This is a genomic window from Micromonospora sp. CNZ303 (assembly GCF_004345505.1).
The window spans coordinates 412,527-426,797 of sequence record NZ_SLVT01000003.1; the positions used below are offsets into that span (position 1 = coordinate 412,527).

Annotated in this window: 13 protein-coding genes; 8 read left to right on the forward strand and 5 right to left on the reverse strand. The window is 75.7% G+C overall.

The annotated features are described in order from the left end of the window. Window positions 1-124: 124 nt before the first annotated feature. The 3 genes from EV374_RS07960 to EV374_RS07970 all read right to left on the reverse strand — a co-directional run bounded on the left by EV374_RS07960 (window position 125) and on the right by EV374_RS07970 (window position 2,154). A complete protein-coding gene (locus EV374_RS07960) occupies window positions 125-1,213 on the reverse strand; it encodes a lytic polysaccharide monooxygenase (protein WP_132233089.1) in 1,089 nt (362 codons plus the stop codon). Window positions 1,214-1,325: 112 nt separating this feature from the next. Beyond that, window positions 1,326-1,784: a GNAT family N-acetyltransferase gene (locus EV374_RS07965; protein ID WP_132233091.1), complete on the reverse strand. Its 459-nt coding sequence runs from the start codon at window positions 1,782-1,784 to the stop codon at window positions 1,326-1,328. A gap of 109 nt (window positions 1,785-1,893) precedes the next feature. Continuing rightward, window positions 1,894-2,154, reverse strand: a complete 261-nt coding sequence (locus EV374_RS07970) for a Prokaryotic metallothionein (protein WP_132233093.1) — start codon at window positions 2,152-2,154, stop codon at window positions 1,894-1,896. A 161-nt stretch (window positions 2,155-2,315) separates the two neighbouring features. Here EV374_RS07970 and EV374_RS07975 point away from each other — a divergent pair, with 161 nt between their 5' ends. From EV374_RS07975 to EV374_RS07985, 3 genes are all read left to right on the forward strand, one after another. After that, a complete protein-coding gene (locus EV374_RS07975; protein ID WP_132233095.1) occupies window positions 2,316-2,591 on the forward strand; it encodes an isoamylase early set domain-containing protein in 276 nt (91 codons plus the stop codon). Between the two features lie 120 nt (window positions 2,592-2,711). Beyond that, the gene (locus EV374_RS07980) at window positions 2,712-3,458 is read left to right on the forward strand and encodes a lytic polysaccharide monooxygenase (RefSeq protein WP_132233097.1); all 747 of its coding nucleotides are present in this window, start codon (window positions 2,712-2,714) and stop codon (window positions 3,456-3,458) included. Window positions 3,459-3,522: 64 nt separating this feature from the next. Next, window positions 3,523-4,107, forward strand: coding sequence for a DUF305 domain-containing protein (locus EV374_RS07985; RefSeq protein ID WP_132233099.1), 585 nt, complete (start codon window positions 3,523-3,525; stop codon window positions 4,105-4,107). Between the two features lie 15 nt (window positions 4,108-4,122). On the opposite strand, the gene msrB is transcribed toward EV374_RS07985, so the two are convergent. Further along, window positions 4,123-4,536 (reverse strand): peptide-methionine (R)-S-oxide reductase MsrB, encoded by a 414-nt coding sequence (gene msrB / locus EV374_RS07990; protein WP_132233101.1) that lies wholly within the window; start codon window positions 4,534-4,536, stop codon window positions 4,123-4,125. A gap of 47 nt (window positions 4,537-4,583) precedes the next feature. Between msrB and ligD the strand changes: the two genes are divergently transcribed. Continuing rightward, window positions 4,584-5,609, forward strand: a complete 1,026-nt coding sequence (gene ligD, locus EV374_RS07995) for a non-homologous end-joining DNA ligase (protein WP_132233103.1) — start codon at window positions 4,584-4,586, stop codon at window positions 5,607-5,609. 105 nt (window positions 5,610-5,714) lie between these two features. Here ligD and EV374_RS08000 read toward each other — a convergent pair whose 3' ends face one another. Continuing rightward, window positions 5,715-6,008 carry a hypothetical protein gene (locus tag EV374_RS08000; RefSeq protein WP_132233105.1) on the reverse strand — a complete coding sequence of 98 codons (294 nt, stop codon included), beginning with the start codon at window positions 6,006-6,008 and terminating at the stop codon, window positions 5,715-5,717. A gap of 169 nt (window positions 6,009-6,177) precedes the next feature. Between EV374_RS08000 and EV374_RS08005 the strand changes: the two genes are divergently transcribed. The 4 genes from EV374_RS08005 to EV374_RS08020 all read left to right on the forward strand — a co-directional run bounded on the left by EV374_RS08005 (window position 6,178) and on the right by EV374_RS08020 (window position 14,056). After that, complete coding sequence (locus EV374_RS08005) at window positions 6,178-9,372, forward strand: ABC transporter permease (protein ID WP_132233107.1); 3,195 nt, start codon at window positions 6,178-6,180, stop codon at window positions 9,370-9,372. A 4-nt stretch (window positions 9,373-9,376) separates the two neighbouring features. Beyond that, window positions 9,377-12,124, forward strand: coding sequence for an FtsX-like permease family protein (locus tag EV374_RS08010; protein WP_486485632.1), 2,748 nt, complete (start codon window positions 9,377-9,379; stop codon window positions 12,122-12,124). A 2-nt stretch (window positions 12,125-12,126) separates the two neighbouring features. Then, window positions 12,127-13,125 carry an ATP-binding cassette domain-containing protein gene (locus EV374_RS08015; RefSeq protein ID WP_132233109.1) on the forward strand — a complete coding sequence of 333 codons (999 nt, stop codon included), beginning with the start codon at window positions 12,127-12,129 and terminating at the stop codon, window positions 13,123-13,125. Window positions 13,126-13,315: 190 nt separating this feature from the next. Further along, on the forward strand, window positions 13,316-14,056 hold the full coding sequence (locus EV374_RS08020; RefSeq protein WP_132233111.1) for an ABC transporter ATP-binding protein: 741 nt from the start codon (window positions 13,316-13,318) through the stop codon (window positions 14,054-14,056). The last annotated feature ends 215 nt before the right edge of the window (window positions 14,057-14,271 follow it).

Sequence of the window (14,271 nt, forward strand, 5' to 3'; positions counted from 1 at the left end):
GCCGCTCGGGCGGCGGTCTCACCGGTGGGGCAGCTCGACAGCGGCCTGAGGATGACCACGCGGGCCGGCCGGGGTCGCGCCCGGAGGGAGTGGGCTGCGACCCCGGCCGGGGTTCCGGTGCGGATCAGACCACGGTCGTGCAGGTGGGTGTCGGCGCGCTGTTGGTGCCGGACCACGAGCCGAGGAAGCCGAACGTGGTGCTCGCCCCGGGGGCCAGGGACCCGTTGTGCTCCGCGTTGCGGGCGACGACCCGCGTGCCGCTGGTGGTCACGGTCGCGTTCCACGCCGACGTGACCTGCTGGCCGTTGGCGTAGGTCCAGGTCACGGACCAGCCCCTGACGGCCCCGCCACCGGCGGTCACCGTCACCTCGCCCTGGAACCCGCCGCTCCACTGCCCGGTCACCCGGTACGTCGCCGTGCAGGCCCCGGCCGGCGGCGGGGTCGTGGGCGGCGGCGTGGTCGGCGGCGGCGTGGTGGGCGGGGGAGTGGTCGGCGGCGGCGTCGTCGGCGGCGGGTTGGTCGGCCCGCCGGAGAAGTCGACGTCGCTGCACAGGTAGTACGACTGGTCGAGGTGGCTGGCCTGCCAGATGGTGTAGACGACGTGCCGCCCGGTCCGCCCCGGCGCGTTCGCCGGGATCTCGATGGACACGCCGGTGGGCTCCGGCTTCCACCCCGACGCCGGGGTGTTGCCGATCTGGCCGACCAGTTCCAGGTCGTCCCAGCCCAGCGGCTCGGTGAGCGCGTTGAAGCCCTGCCTGGTCACGTACACCCGGATGTAGTCCGCGCCGTGACTGGCCTGGTCGTAGAGGCGGACCCGGAAGTTGCTGGAGACCGGGGCGGTCTTCCAGGCGCCGACCGTGTCGAGGGCGTTGTAGCGACCGCCCTCGGTCCGGCCGCCGGAGCAGAGTTGGCCGTTGGGGATGGCGGCCTGGTGGTTGCCGGCGACGCCCTCGCGGAACAGGCCGTTCCAGTTCCACATGGCGTTGGGGTTGGCCTGCCAGGCCTGCCAGCACATCGGGTCCTCGTTGGCCATCCGCGGATTCTGGAAGTCGCTGCCCCAGCGCTGCCAGCAGCCGTAGTTGCGTGACGCCGGGTCCACCACGGAGCCGTGCGCCGACACGGGGTTGGCCAGGGCCGTGGTCAGCAGCAGCACGGCGATCGCCGCGACGGCGAGCAGCCACGCCAGGCGGGAGGTGCGGAGTTGAGTGGACATGGGGAGCCCCCGGGAGGAGAGGTCGGACGACGACGCCCGGACGGCCCGGGAGTTGCCCCTCCCGTGCGCGCTGCGTGGCTTCCGCGACGGCTCTGCCCGGAGGTTCCCATATCTATCGGCTCTGGTCAATGCCTTCGCGTCGCATGGGGGTGTGCGGGATGCCGTCCTCGACGTACTCGGGGCCGGCGACGGCGAAGCCGTGGCGGGCGTAGAGGTCGACCAGGTGGGACTGGGCCTCCAGCACGCAGGGGCGGTCGCCGACCAGCTCCAGCGCCGCGGCCATCAGCCGCCCCGCGTGCCCGCCGCCGCGCGCCTTCGGCGCCACCACCACCCGCCCGATCCGCGCCACGCCGCCCGGGTCGGCGAGGATCCGCAGGTACGCCAGGGGCGCGCCGCCGTCGTCGAGCCAGAGGTGGCGGGTGCCCGGCTCGACGTCGCGCCCGTCGAGTTCCGGGTACGGGCACGCCTGCTCCACCACGAACACGTCGATCCGGAGCCGGAGCAGGTCGTGGAAGGTGCGGGCGTCGAGGTCGGCGAACGAGGCGATCCTCGGCGCGGGGAGCTGTGGCACTCCCCGATGGTAGGCCCGGGCCCGTGGGTCAGCCGCCCCGCTGCCCCGCGTGCCGCCGGTGCGCCCGGCCGGCCGGGCGGCCATGGCAGCGGCCGGCCGATCGCCGGCCTCAGGCGGGGCGGGCGCCGACCGCGTCGCGGATCTCGGCGCCCCGGTCGCCCTCCTCCGCGCGGGCGCAGTGCGCGCAGCAGAAGAACCGGCCGGACACCTCCACCCCGTGCCCGACGATCTTGACCTGGCAGTGCTCGCAGATCGGCGCCAGCTTGTGCGCGGCGCACTCGAAGCAGTCGAAGGTGTGCACGTCGCCGCTGACGGTCCGCACCTCGAACGCCATCCAGTAGTCGTTACCGCAGACCTCGCACGTCGCCACGACAGAACCCCCCGAAGGCCGACACGTTTTCCCGAGCGTGCCGCAGCCGGACGGTGCCGGGCGGGCGGATCGGCCCAGGTCACTCCTGGGTGGCGGCGTGTCGCCCCCGGCGTGTCGGGCGTTGTACCGGGTGACCGCGCACGACCCCGGAGGAACACGACATGATCAAGCGGAACAAGCTCTTCGGCAACCAGGTACGGGTCACCTTCAGCCTGCCCCGCGACACCCCGCCCGGCCCGGTCAGCGTGGTCGGCTCCTTCAACGGTTGGGAGCCGGGGCGGCACGAACTCCTCCCGCGTCGGGACGGCACCCGGACGGTCACCGTGCGACTCGGCCCGGGGGAGTACCGCTTCCGCTACCTCGCCACCGGTGGCGTCTGGCTGGACGACGAGTCCGCCGACCGGGTGGACGAGCGGGGCAGCCTGTTGCTGCTCTGACGGTCACCCTGCGTGTGCAGAAGGCGCGATGTTTCTATCGACAAGAGTCTTTACTGTTAACAAGCTTTAATTTATGTTGAGTGGCACCTCACCAGGCTTAAGTCCGAAGGAGCTGCCACCATGCGTCGAAGAATCACCATCCCGCTCGTGGCGACGGGTGCCGTCGTCTCCGCACTCGCCGTCGCGGCGCCCGCCCAGGCTCACGGCTACGTGTCCGGCCCGCCGAGCCGCCAGGCGCTCTGCGCCCAGGGGCGGGTCCCCGACTGCGGGCAGATCAAGTACGAGCCGCAGAGCGTCGAGGGGCCGAAGGGGCTGCGCAGCTGCCACGCGGGGATCGCCCAGTTCGCCGTCCTCAACGACGACAGCCGGGGCTGGCCCGCCACCTCGGTCGGCAGCTCCGTCACCTTCACCTGGACCAACACCGCCCGGCACGCCACCAGCAACTGGGAGTACTTCATCGGCGGCACCCGGGTGGCCGTCTTCAACGGCGGCGGGCAGCAGCCCGGCGCCACGGTCTCGCACACCGTCAACCTGAGCGGCTACCCGGGACGGCAGAAGGTCCTCGCCGTGTGGAACATCGCGGACACCGCCAACGCGTTCTACTCCTGCGTCGACCTCCAGGTCGGCGGGGGCGGCAACCCGTCGCCCACCCCGAGCCCGACCCCGCCGGCCCCGTCGCCCACCCCGACCCCCACCGCCGCCCCGACCACCCCGCCCGCGCCGGGCGGCAGCTGGACGGCGGGCCGGGCCTACCAGGTCGGCGACCAGGTCACCTACGGCGGGCTGACGTACCGCTGCCGGCAGGCGCACACCGCGATCCCCGGTTGGGAACCGCCGCACGTGCCGGCGCTCTGGACGCAGGTCTGACCGGACGGGTGCGGCCCGTCCCCCGGTGCCCGCACCCGTCACCCCTTCCGGATCGGAGTACGCCATGCGACGGCTGCCCACGGTCGCCCTGCTCGCCGTCCTGCTGACCGTCCCCGGCTGCGCCGCGCGGACCGCCCCGGCGCCGCCCGTCCCCGCGCCGCCGGGGCCGGCCGCGGCCAGCCGGACCGGGATGAACGGCCTGGACGTGGTCTTCCTGGCCATGTTGGCGGCACACACCGAGCAGACGCTGGAGATGGTACGGCTCAGCCGCGACCGGGTGACCGACCGGAAGCTGCACACCCTCGTCGCCGCCATCGAGGCCACCGAGACCGACGAACTCGCCACGATGCGTGGCTGGCTGCGCGACGCCGGACCGGCCGCCGCCGAGGCCGCCCGCCGGCACGACCACGGACAGCACGGGACCGCCGACGAGGACATGGCACGCCTGCGGGCCGCCCCGGACGGCGAGGTCGACCGCGTCCTGCTCGGCCTGCTCGTCCCGCACCAGGAGGCGGCGGCCGACCTGGCCCGGGCGCACCAGACGGTCGGCGCCGACCCGCGCGTACGCGACTTCGCCGGCCGCGTCGAGCGGTCGCGTACGGCCGAGGTCTCGCTGATGGCCGGGCTGACCCTGGCCCGGGGGACCTGAACCCCGGGCGCCGGCTCAGGCCTCGGCGCGCGGCTCCAGCCGGATGGAGACGGAGTTGACGCAGTGCCGGGTGTCCTTCGGGGTGAAGCCCTCGCCCCGGAAGACGTGACCCAGGTGGCTGTCGCACCGGGCGCAGCGGATCTCGGTGCGGCTCATCCCCAGGCTGCGGTCCTCGATCTCCTTGACCGCGCCGGGGATGGCGTCGTCGAAGCTGGGCCACCCGCAGTGCGAGTCGAACTTCGTGTCGCTGGGGTAGAGCTGCGCGCCGCAGGCCCGGCAGTGGTAGGTCCCGGGCGTCTTCGTGTCGACGTACTCGCCGGTCCACGGGCGCTCGGTGCCGGCCTCCCGCAGCACCCGAAACTCCTCCGGGCTGAGCCGGACCCGCCACTCTTCCTCGGTACGGGGCAGTTCACTCTCGTCAAGACTCACCCGCCAACGGTACGTCGGACGTCGGAGGTGTGGCATATGGTCGCGCAATGGGTGGCACGAAGGCTGCGGCCGAACTGATCGAGGTGGCCGGGCACGACGTCCGGCTGACCAGCCCCGACCGGGTGATCTTCCCGCAGCGCGGCTTCACCAAGGCCGACGTCTTCCACTACTACCTCGCGGTGGGTGACGGCATCATGCGCGCCCTGCGCGAGCGTCCCACCACGTTGCAGCGCTTCCCGGAGGGCGTCGAGGGGGAGGCGTTCTTCCAGAAGCGGGTGCCCGCGCGGGGCGTGCCGCCCTGGGTGCGCACGACCACGATCAGCTTCCCGAGCGGTCGCAGCGCGGCCGAGCTCTGCCCCGCCGACCTGGCCCACGTGGCCTGGGCCGCCCAGATGGGCACCATCGTGTTCCACCCGTGGCCGGTGCGTGCCGCCGACGTCGACCGCCCCGACGAGTTGCGCATCGACTTCGACCCGCAGCCCGGCACCGACTTCGCCGACGCGGTCTCCGCCGCCGGGGAGCTGCGCGGGCTCCTCGACGAGCTGGGCGCCACCGGCTGGCCGAAGACCTCCGGCGGCCGTGGCGTGCACGTCTACCTGCGGATCGCGCCACGCTGGACGTTCACCGAGGTGCGTCGGGCCACCATCGCGCTGGCCCGCGAGCTGGAGCGGCGCCGGCCGGAGCTGGTGACCACCGCCTGGTGGAAGGAGCAGCGGGGCGAGCGCGTCTTCGTCGACTACAACCAGATGGCCCGCGACCGCACGATCGCCTGCGCGTACTCGCTGCGGGCCAACGCCCGGGCCACCGTGTCCACCCCGGTCACCTGGGACGAGCTGCCCGACGTCGACCCCGACGACTTCGACCTGCGCACCGTCCCGGCCCGGCTGGCCGAGCGCGGCGATCCGCACGCCGGCATCGACGACACCGCGTGGGACATCAGCCCGCTGCTGGAGTGGGCCGACCGGGACGACACCGCCGGCCAGGGCGACATGCCCTACCCGCCGGACCACCCGAAGATGCCCGGCGAGCCGAAGCGCGTGCAGCCCTCCAAGGACCGCGACCGCCCCCGCTGACCGTCCCGCCCGACGCCGCCGGCCCGCCCGACGCCGCCGGCCCGCCCGACGCCGCCGGCCCGCCCGACGCCGCCGTTCCGGCGCCGGCGGGACGCGTGCCCGCCGTCACCGGCGGTCGCCGTACGCCTCCACCGCCTCCTTGGCCGAGCGCAGGTCCGCGCCGGTGGCCTTCCGGTACGCGGCGATCGCCTTGATCTTGTCGCCCCGGGCCAGGTGCTGTCCCACCTCCGGCGGCACGGGCGAGGCGTCCACCACGCCCAGGTGGTCCATCACCAGCCGGAGCCGGCGCTCGATCTCGGCGAGCCGGTACGCGGTCCGCGCCTGCTCGGTCCTGCCCGGCAACTGGGCGGCGAGCAGCGCGACGACGGCCACCATGAGGGCGGTGAGGGCGATCTCCATCCGGTGATCGAAGCACACCCGCGCACCGCGCCACCCTCGCCGGGTCGCCGGCCCCGCCCACCGGTCGGGCGCCTCCGGATAACGATCAAGTAACGGGCGCGAACCTTTCCCGGCACGTCACCGCTCTCCCTGGTCGTCGGCCCGACAGCGGGCCAGGGGAGGGCATCGGATGAAGCTGGTGTGGAGGCGGGCCCGCGAGGCGCGTGGGCTGCTGCTCGCCGCGGTGGTCGCGGCCCTGGTGGCGGTCGCGTTGGTCACCGGGCTTTCTGACTACAACCGGCGGGCCGTCGAGGCGGGCCAGCGTGCCCTGCTCAGCGGGGCGTCGTTCGAGGAGCGCAGCCTCCTGGTCAGCGGCACGGCCGGCCGGGACGCGGCCGAGTTCGCCGCCCGGGACCGGGCCGTCCGGGACGGGTTCGCCGCCGGCCTCGGCGGCGCGCCGGTCACCGTCGACGCCGCCCGCTACGGCGGTGGTCGCGAGCTGACCGGCGACCTCGGCCCCGTGGCCCGCGACGACGACGACCCGGTCTTCGCCACCCTGGCGGCCCTCGACGACCTGCCCCGCCACGCCGAGCTGACCGGCGGCGCCTGGCCCGCCCCGGGAGCCTCGCCGCTACAGGTCACCCTGCCCGAGAAGGTCGCCGGCGTGCTCGGGATGAGCGTCGGCGACCGGGTGCCGATGCTGGACCGCCGGTCCGACGAGGCCAGCACCGTGGTGCTCGTCGGGACCTGGCGGCCCCGCGACGCGGCCGACCCGTACTGGCGGCTGGCACCCGGGGTCGGTGCCGGCAGCGCCGCGGACGCCGGCACCTCGTACGGGCCGTTCGTGCTGGACCCGGCGGACTTCGTCGCCACGTACCCGGGCTCGGTGTCGGCGTCCTGGGTCGTCGAGCCGGACCTCGCGGCGGCGGCCGGCGCGGGCCGGCTGTCCGACGTGCGGCAGGCGCTCACCGCGGCCCTCACCGAGGTGCCCGAGGCGGCCGGGCTGGGCTCCTCCGGCCAGACCGTCACGGCGATCGACCGGCTCCTCGACCGTGTCACCCGGGCCGACCTGGTGGGCCGTTCCTCGCTGGCCACCCCGCTCCTGCTGATCATCGTCCTCGGCGGGTACGCGCTGGTGCTCGTCGCCGCCCTGCTGCACGAGGACCGGCGCGGCCAGACCGCCCTGCTCCGGGCCCGGGGCGCCGCGCGGCGGCAACTGGCCGGCCTGGCGGCCCGGGAGGCGGCCCTGGTCGTCCTGCCCGCCGGCGTGCTGGGGCCCCTGATCGCCGGCGAGGCGCTGCGGCACGTGGGTACCGGCGGGGCCACCCCGCTGACGCTCGCCGCCGGCAACACCACGCTGATCTGGGCCGCCGCAGCCGCCACCGCCGCCGGCTGCCTGGTCGCGATGGTCGTCCCGACGTTGCGGGGGGCCGGCACCTACGTCGCCGACATGGCGGCCCGGTCCCGGCCCACCCGCGCCGCGAGCGTCCAGCGGGCCAGCCTCGACCTGGTGCTGGTCGGCTTCGCGGTGCTGGCCTGGACCCAGCTGCGCCAGTACTCGTCGCCGGTGGCCGGGGCAGCCGGCCGGCTCGGGGTGGACCCGCTGCTGGTCGCGGCGCCGACGCTGGGCGTGCTGGCCGGCGCGGTCGTGGCGTTGCGGCTGCTGCCGCCCGCGACCCGGTTCGCCGAGCGGTTCGTCGACCGCAGACCGTGGACCGCGACCATGTTCGGCATGTGGCAGGCGGGGCGGCGCCCGCACGCCGACCCCGTGCTGCTGCTCGCCCTCGCCGTCGGCGGCAGCACCCTGGCGTGGTCGCTGGTGACCACGGGCGAGCTGTCGCAGGCCGACCAGGCCGACCACACCGTCGGCGCCGACCTGCGGGTCGTCGAGCGCACCGGCGCGGCACCCGACGGTCGGGCCGGTCAGCTCGCCGCGCTGGCCGGCGTCGGTGAGGCGCTGCCGGCCTGGCGGGACGAGATCCGCCTCGGCCGCGCCGACCTGCCGACGACGGTGGTGAGCCTCGACGCCGCGGCGGCGGCCGGCGTGCTGCGGCTCAACGAGAGGCTGACCGACGAGCCCGCGCCAGCGCTGCTCGACCGGCTGACCCGGGCGCGCGGCGCGCCGAGCGGGCTGGAACTGCCCGCCGGCACCCGGTCGCTCACCGGCACGGTGCGCACCCCCGTGCGCGACGTCGTCACGCCGCACCAGATCGGCCTCTGGGTGCTGCTGACCCGGGCGGACGGGCTGGCCTTCCGGCTTCCGGCGGGCAGCAGCGGCAGCGACGGCCGGCCGGTGCCGTTCACCGTCGCCGTACCCGCCGGGGAGGGCGCCCTACGACTGTCCGGTTTCGAGGCCGACGGCGGGAGCGCGCGCGGGCGGGCGTACCGCCTGGAGGTGTCGGACCTGCGGCTGGTCGGCGCCGACGGCGCGGCCCGGCCGGCGTCGCTGGACGGCGGGTGGGTGGCCGTCGACGGCCAGGGCAAACCGGTCGGTGCGTCGGCCACGGCCGCCGGACTGAAGGCCGACTGGGAGGTCGAGTACCGCGAGGGCGGCCGGTTCGCGTTCCAGCCGCCGAGCCGGTTCGCCGTGGTGCCGGCCGGCGAGAACCGGCCGGTACCGGCGCTGATGACCCCGGCCGTACGCGACGCGTTGAGCCTGCGCGTCGGCGACACGGTCGATCTCGTGCTGTCCGGCGCGACGCTGCCGGTCACGCTTGTCGGCGAGCTGGACGCGGTGCCGTCCGCAGCCGGCGAGGGCGTGCTGCTGGACCTGCCGGCGGCGGCGGACTGGCTGATCCGGGACCGGGGCGGGGTCCGGCCGGTGCCGGAGTGGTGGCTGGGCACCGAGGGCGCCGGCCACGCCGAGGCGGCCCGCGCGGCTGCCGACCTGACCGGCACCACGCTGCTCGACCGGCGGGAGGTGGCCGAGCGGGCCGCCGGCGACCCGTACTGGCAGGGGGCCCGCACGGGGCTGCTCGCCGCGGCGCTCGGCTCGGTGCTGCTGGCCCTGGTCGGCCTGATCGTCGACGTCTGGGCGACCGCCCGGCACCGGCTCGGGGAGTTCGCCGTGCTGCACACGCTCGGCGCCAGCCCTCGGCTGCTGGCCCGGGCGCTGCTGGCCGAGCAGACCTTCCTGGCCGGCATCGGCGTCGGCGTCGGCCTGCTGCTGGGCGCCGCGGTCGGCGCGACCATGGCCCCGCTGGTCGTCCTCACGCCGTCCGCCGGCCGGCCGGTGCCGGAGGCCGCCTTCGTGCTGCCCTGGCTGCCCATCGGCCTGACCGCGCTCGGCCTGCTGCTGGCGGCACTCGCCTTCAGCGCGTTCATCGCCCTCGGCATCCGGCAGCGGGTGGCCGTGGCGCAGCTGCGGATCGGGGGAGACCGGTGACCGGGTGGAGCGTAGGGACGAGAAGGAGCGGAGGCGGGGCGTGGTGAGCATCGGGGCGGTGGCCCGCCGGATTCGGGCGTACGGCGGGCAGTTCCTGCTCCTCGCGGCGTTGACGCTGGTCGCCACGCTGGTCATCAGCGGCGTGCCCAGGATCGTCAACGCGCACGCCGAGCAGGGCCTGCGGGCGCACCTGGGCACCGTGCCGGCGCAGCAGCGGGACGTGACGTACTCGACCGGTCCGCTCGTCCCGACGAGCGAGGGCGGCTCCCCGGTGGCCACCGGCCAGGGCGACCTGGCGACGCTGGAGGCCGGGATGCCGCCGGTCGTACGCCGGATGGTCGAGCGGCGGTGGTTCACGGCGGAGACCAGGCCCAGCCGGGTGGTTGGTCCGGACCTGGCGGCGAAGAACCTCCTGGTCGACCTCGGCCTGCGGGCCGTGTCCGGGACGGCGGAGGCCGGCACGCTGGTCGACGGGCGCTGGCCGGCCGACGCGCCGGAGGGCGAGCCGGTGCAGGTGGCGCTGGCCGCCGACGTGGCCCGCCAGCTGAACCTGCGGGTCGGCAGCCGGCTCACCCTCGCCGCGCCGGGACCCGTCTCGCCCGCTGCCCCGCCCCGCGCCACGGTCGCCGTGGTCGGTCTCTTCGCGCCCCGCGACGACACCGACGGGTTCTGGGACGGCCTGCCGCCGTTGCTGCGGGTCGGCGAGCCGCCCGGGGACGGCGATCCCTTCATCGCCGTGGGGGTGGTCGACGCCGCCGCGTTGAACCGTCAGGCCGTCGCCGGCTGGCCGCTGGCGTTCGCCTGGCGCTACCGGATGGGCGCCGACGGGATCGACGCACGCGAGCTGGACCAGGTGATCGACGGACTCCAGCAGCTGACCCGGGAGGCGGAAGGCCGCAACGTCGTGCAGGGGCTGGACCTCCCGCTGGGGGAGTTCGCCGCCGAGGTGGACAGCGCCCGGACGGTGCTCGGGGTCATCGCCGCGGGCGTACTGGCCACCCTGGCGGGCCTCGTCGTGCTGGCCGCCGGGCTGCTGGTGCGCCGCCGCCGGTCGGAGTTCACCCTGCTGCGGGCCCGGGGCGGGGCGGCCACCACGAGCGCGGGCCGCAGCCTGACCGAGGCGCTGCTGGTGGTGCCGCCCGCCGGCGCGCTCGGCTGGCTGGTCGGTGGCCTCGCCCCGGGGGCGCCGGGTGGGACCCTGTGGTTCGCCGTCGCCGCGACCGTCCTGGTGGCCCTCGCGCTGCCGGTGGCCACCCTCGCCGCGTCCAGAGGCGGTGCAGGTCGGCGTGACCTGATCCGCTCGCGCCCCTCCGCGCGTCGCCTCACGGTGGAGGCGGGGCTGCTGGTCCTCGCGGGTCTCGCCGTCGTACTGCTGCGCCGCCGCGGCCTCACCCCCGGCGAGGTCGACCCGCTGCTGGTCTCGGTGCCGGTGCTGCTGGCCGTCGCCGCGGCGGTGGTCGCGATGCGGTTGTACCCGTGGCCGCTGCGGCTGGTCAGCCGGCTCGCGGCCCGGGCCCGGGGCAGCGTCGCCTTCCTGGGCACCGCCCGGGCCGGTCGGTCCGTGGTCGCCGTGCCGCTGGTGGTCGTCGTGCTGGCCATCGCGACCGCGGCGTTCTGCGCGGTGACGGCCGCCGGGATCGAGGCGAGCCGGGACCGGGCCGCCAGCCGGGTGGTCCCCGCCGACGCCCTGATCCTCGGGGACCGGATCGCCCCGGACACGGGCGCCGAGCTGGAGCGGCTGCCGGGCGTCCGCGCCGCGAGTCCGGTGCTGTACGAGGCGGGCCAACGCCTGGCGAAGGACGCCGTCGGCACCGAGACCCGGCTCGGCGCGGTGACCGTACTCATGGTCGACGGTCCGGCCCTGGCCCGGATCGTCCGCCAGTCCGGCGTCGACGTGACGGTGCCGGCGGCGCTGCTCGCCCCCGCCGGGGGTGGCGGCCCGCTGCCCGCGGTGGTCTCCCCGGCGGTCGCCGCCGAGCTGGCCGACGCCGGCCTCGACGGCTCCGCCTTCGTCAGCGCCCAGGGCCAGCGGTACGAGTTCCGGGTCGCCGGGCAGGCGGAGAGCTTCCCGCTGCTGCGCGCGGAGAGCAGTCGGTTCGTCGTCCTGCCCTGGCAGTCCCTGCCCCGACGGGACTACGCCGCCGTGCCGACCGGTTTCCTGGTGGCCGGCGACGACCTGGACGGCGAGGCGCTGCGCCGGGCCGGCGACGCGGGACAGTCCCGGTTCCAGACCGGCGGGGCCGTCACCGGCCGGGAGCGCCCGCGCGGCGTGGAGTTGCTGACCTTCGCGGACACCCGCCGGCAGGTGGGTGAGGGCGGCGCCAACGGGGTGCTCGCCTTCGGCTTCACCGCCGGCGCCGCCGGTGGGACGGCGCTCGGCCTGCTCGCGATCGCCTTCACGGTGCTCGCCGGCGCCCGCGAGCGCGGCCAGGTGCTCTCCCGGCTGCGCACCCTCGGCCTGTCCCGACGCCAGTGGCGCGGGCTGCTGCTGGTGGAGCTGGTCCCGCTGGTGGGCGTCTCGGTGGTGACCGGTGCGCTGGTCGGCACGGTCCTGCCGTTGCTGCTCACCCCGGTGCTCGGCCTGTCCGCCTTCACCGACGGGGTCGAGGTCCGGGTGGCGTTCGAGCCCGGCCTGGCGGCCGCGGTCGTCGCGCTCGGTGCGCTCGCCCTCGGCTTCGCGGTCGCCGTCGAGGCCCTGAACAACCGCCGGATGCGCCTCGGTGAGGTGCTCCGGCTCGGAGAGGAGAACTGACAATGACCGCTACCGCGGAGACCACCGCCGTGCCGGACCTGGCCGCCCTGCAACAGCGGGCCGCCCAGCGTGCGGCCGAGCGGGCGGGTGGCCGGGACCGGTTGCGCGGGCACATCGTCTGCGACGGGCTGGTCCGGATCTTCAAGACCGAGGGGGTGGAGGTCGTCGCGTTGCAGGGGCTCGACCTGGTCATCGACCGGGGCGAGCTGGTGGCGATCGTGGGCGCCTCCGGGTCCGGCAAGTCGACGCTGCTGAACATCCTCTCCGGGCTCGACACGCCCACCGCCGGCATCGCCCGGGTGGGAGACTACGACCTACTCAACCTCTCCACCCGGCGGCGACTGAGCTACCGGCGGAGCATGGTCGGATTCGTCTGGCAGCAGACCGGCCGCAACCTGCTGCCGTACCTGACCGCGCTGGAGAACGTCGAGCTGCCGATGCGGCTCGCCGGGCGGCGCGGCGGCCGGCGCGCCCACCGCGAGCGGGCCCGCGAGCTGCTCGACCTGGTCGGCGTCGGTCACTGCGCCGACCGGCGGCCCGGGCAGCTCAGCGGCGGCGAACAGCAGCGCTGCGCGGTGGCGGTGGCGGTGGCCAACGACCCCGAGGTGCTCTTCGCCGACGAGCCGACCGGTGAGCTGGACGAGGCGACCGGGGCCGACGTCTTCGGGGCGCTGCGCACCATCAACGCCGAGCTCGGCGTCACCATCGTGGTGGTCACCCACGACCACGCCGTGGCCACCCAGGTCCGCCGGACCGTCGCGATCCGTGACGGCCGGACCGCCTCCGAGGTACGCCGGACCGCGCGGATCGGCGCGGACGGCAGCACCGAACTGGTCAGCGAGGAGTACGCCGTGCTCGACCGCAGCGGCCGGATGCAGCTGCCGGCGCAGTTCGTGGACGCGTTGTCGCTGCGCGACCGGGTGCGGCTCAACCTGGAGCCGGACCACGTGGAGGTGCGCCCGGGCGACCGGCCGCAGGACGAGCGGGAGACGCCGCGATGAGCGGGCGGGGCATCGCCACGGTCAGGGGTCGGGAAGCCTGCGCGGCCAGCGGGCGTGTCATCGCCACGGTGAGCCGTCGGGGAGCCGGCACGGTGGGCGGGCGGAAGGCCGTCGCCGTGGGCGGACGGGGCATCAGTCGGTACCGCGTGGTCGATCCGGTCGACCGCGCCGAGCACAGCGGGGCGGGATCATGAGCGAGCACGACGTGACGTCGGACGGACGGTCGGCCGGGGCGGTGGCGGGCGCCACGGTCACCGACGAGGTGGTCCGGGTGGAGGGGGTCAGCCGCACGTTCGGCCGCGGCGAGCACGCGGTGCATGCCGTACGGGACGTGTCGTTCTCGGCCGGGCGGGGCGAGCTGGTGGCCGTGCGCGGTCGCTCCGGGGCGGGCAAGACGACCCTGCTGAACCTGGTGGGCGGGCTGGACCGGCCCGACTCGGGCCGGGTGGTGGTCGACGGGCACGACGTCACCGGCGCCGGTGAGAAGGAACTGCTGGAGCTGCGCCGTGGCACGGTCGGCTTCGTGTTCCAGACCTTCGGGCTGGTGCCGATCCTGTCCGCCGCCGAGAACGTCGGCGTACCGCTGCGGTTGGCGCGGGTTCCGGCGGCCGAGCGGGAGGAGCGGGTGGCAATGCTGCTCGAGCTGGTGGGGCTCGGCGGGCACGCGGGCCAGCGCCCGTACGAGCTCTCGGGCGGGCAGCAGCAGCGGGTGGCGGTGGCGCGTGCCCTGGCCAACGAGCCGGACCTGCTGATCGCCGACGAGCCCACCGGCCAACTCGACTCCGAGACCGGCCGGTCGATCATGGACCTGCTCCGGGCGGTCGTGCACGCCAGGGGTATGACCGCGCTGGTCGCCACCCACGATCCGGCCCTGATCGACCTCGCCGACCGCGTCCTCACCCTCCGCGACGGCCACCTCCTCCCCACCTGACCCCCCTCTCCTCCCGCCCAGCCCCGCCCGCCCGCCCCGCCCGCGTCGATCATGCAGTTTTGGTGGGAGTTGTTCGCCACTCTGCACCTTTTGCGGGGCGCCACAACTGCATGATCGCCGGGGCGTGGGGCGTGGGGCGTGGGGCGTGGGGCGTGGGGCGTGGGGCGTGGGGCGTGGGGCGTGGGGCGTGGGGCGTGGGGCGTGGGGCGTGGGGA

What these genes read in the sequence shown, in the direction of transcription:
- EV374_RS08005 (WP_132233107.1), top strand. Translation starts at nt 6,178, where the DNA reads ATGAAGCTGGTGTGGAGGCGGGCCCGCGAGGCGCGTGGGCTGCTGCTC.
- EV374_RS07975 (WP_132233095.1), top strand. Translation starts at nt 2,316, where the DNA reads ATGATCAAGCGGAACAAGCTCTTCGGCAACCAGGTACGGGTCACCTTC.
- EV374_RS07960 (WP_132233089.1), bottom strand. Translation starts at nt 1,213, where the DNA reads ATGTCCACTCAACTCCGCACCTCCCGCCTGGCGTGGCTGCTCGCCGTC.
- EV374_RS08000 (WP_132233105.1), bottom strand. Translation starts at nt 6,008, where the DNA reads ATGGAGATCGCCCTCACCGCCCTCATGGTGGCCGTCGTCGCGCTGCTC.
- EV374_RS08015 (WP_132233109.1), top strand. Translation starts at nt 12,127, where the DNA reads ATGACCGCTACCGCGGAGACCACCGCCGTGCCGGACCTGGCCGCCCTG.
- EV374_RS07985 (WP_132233099.1), top strand. Translation starts at nt 3,523, where the DNA reads ATGCGACGGCTGCCCACGGTCGCCCTGCTCGCCGTCCTGCTGACCGTC.
- EV374_RS07980 (WP_132233097.1), top strand. Translation starts at nt 2,712, where the DNA reads ATGCGTCGAAGAATCACCATCCCGCTCGTGGCGACGGGTGCCGTCGTC.
- EV374_RS08020 (WP_132233111.1), top strand. Translation starts at nt 13,316, where the DNA reads ATGAGCGAGCACGACGTGACGTCGGACGGACGGTCGGCCGGGGCGGTG.
- ligD (WP_132233103.1), top strand. Translation starts at nt 4,584, where the DNA reads ATGGGTGGCACGAAGGCTGCGGCCGAACTGATCGAGGTGGCCGGGCAC.